Raw genomic sequence first — 1,428 nt, 5'->3', positions numbered from 1 at the left:
GCCCACGGATTCAAGCCGGAGTGAGGGCACACCGAGCCTAGGCGAGGTGCCGAGTGGTGGGGCGTGTACGGGACAACCACATGGGTTACACAAAAGTGCATTCACATAGGTAACACTTTGAGTGAAATATAGCCGTCCTTGTCTGCATTCCTCGCATCCACTTGTCCGAGGATCACTGGGCCGAAAATAACAGCCCACACATCGTCGCTCAGCATCTCCATTCCAATAGTCTGGTATTTCAGTAAATGCCCCACATAAATCCGCAGACCTGACCGATAAATCATCCCGTTTGAGTCAGTCCGGTAACACTCAATATGACTTGCATAACCCATCTCCGGCAGTTTCTCCGGATAGGCTCGAGGTGAAGGTGAATAGCATGAAGCCGGTGTTTTCTGGCTCAGCGCTTCATGCCCTCGCTCGTAATTGTAGTGCCGTATGAAACGATCAAAGTGTTTCTGCTGAGACTCCCAAGCAACCGCAGGTGGATTGGGCAAAGTGCTTTTCAGTGTTCGGTGCATACGCTCGTGCCGGCCATTTTGGTCTGGCCGACCGGGCTCGATACGCTCAGGAATGATACCCAGCCGTAGCCACCAGATCGACAACTGTGACAGCCCTCCGCGCCCTGTGCTGGCAAACGGCACTCCGTTGTCAGTACGGATGCGCTCAGGCAAACCATACTCGCGAAACACCCGTTCGAACGTCTCTTGGGTCTCCTTGAAATTGGTGCTGGGCATGCTCTGACAGGCAAGTAAGAAGCGACTGGCATGGTCCATGATTGTTAGCGGATAACACCATACGCCCGCGCCTGTCAGGTACTGGCCTTTGTAGTCAGCACTGAAAAGCTGATTAGGCACATCTGCCTTACGTAACGGTTTTGGATAGACAGCAACTCTTGGCCGCAAGGGGCGCGGCGTGATCAGATCAGCCGCTTTAAGGATGTTATAAATAGTCGTTTTCGAGGGCGGATCCTGGCCCGGAAAACGCTTTATCAAATCACTCTGGATTTTTTTCGGACCAGGGATTGTCTCGTCTATAGAACGAAGTTCGATAATTGCCTGCTTTACCGCCAAAGGCACCACATAAGTCTGGTGGTGCCGACGACGACTACGCTCATCAAGCCCACTGGGGCCTTCTGTTTTGTATCGCTCGACCCACTTATAGCCAGTCTTTCGGCTGATTTCATAGTCTCGACATAGCTGGCTAAGGCTGTGTTTTCCAGTCAGGTATTCAGCGACAAACATCACTTTGAGGTCCATAGGTTTCAGCTCTTTCCAGGGCATGGTCAGATCCTCACGAAATCGACCCTGCCAGTTAAAAACTGTTACCTATGTGCGTGAACTGATTTGTAACCCATGTGGGTGAGTCATACCGGCGAGGACTTTTTGCTTACTTTTTGGTCCTTCAAAAAGTGAGCCGCTGTAAGAGCGG

The 1,428-nt window shown here is 51.6% G+C and carries 1 protein-coding gene; it reads right to left on the bottom strand.

What is annotated here, in order from left to right; translation table 11 throughout:
• Positions 1-101 precede the first annotated feature (101 nt).
• On the bottom strand, positions 102-1,280 hold the full coding sequence (locus HX783_RS29660) for an integrase core domain-containing protein (RefSeq protein ID WP_177019230.1): 1,179 nt from the start codon (positions 1,278-1,280) through the stop codon (positions 102-104).
• Between the last annotated feature and the right edge of the window lie 148 nt (positions 1,281-1,428).

The organism is Pseudomonas sp. D2002 (assembly GCF_013385735.1).
Taxonomy (GTDB): Bacteria; Pseudomonadota; Gammaproteobacteria; order Pseudomonadales; family Pseudomonadaceae; genus Aquipseudomonas.
Note: the sequence above shows the minus strand (reverse complement) of the source record. Positions and strands in the feature narration are given on the sequence as shown.

What these genes read in the sequence shown, in the direction of transcription:
- HX783_RS29660 (WP_177019230.1), bottom strand. Translation starts at nt 1,280, where the DNA reads ATGCCCTGGAAAGAGCTGAAACCTATGGACCTCAAAGTGATGTTTGTC.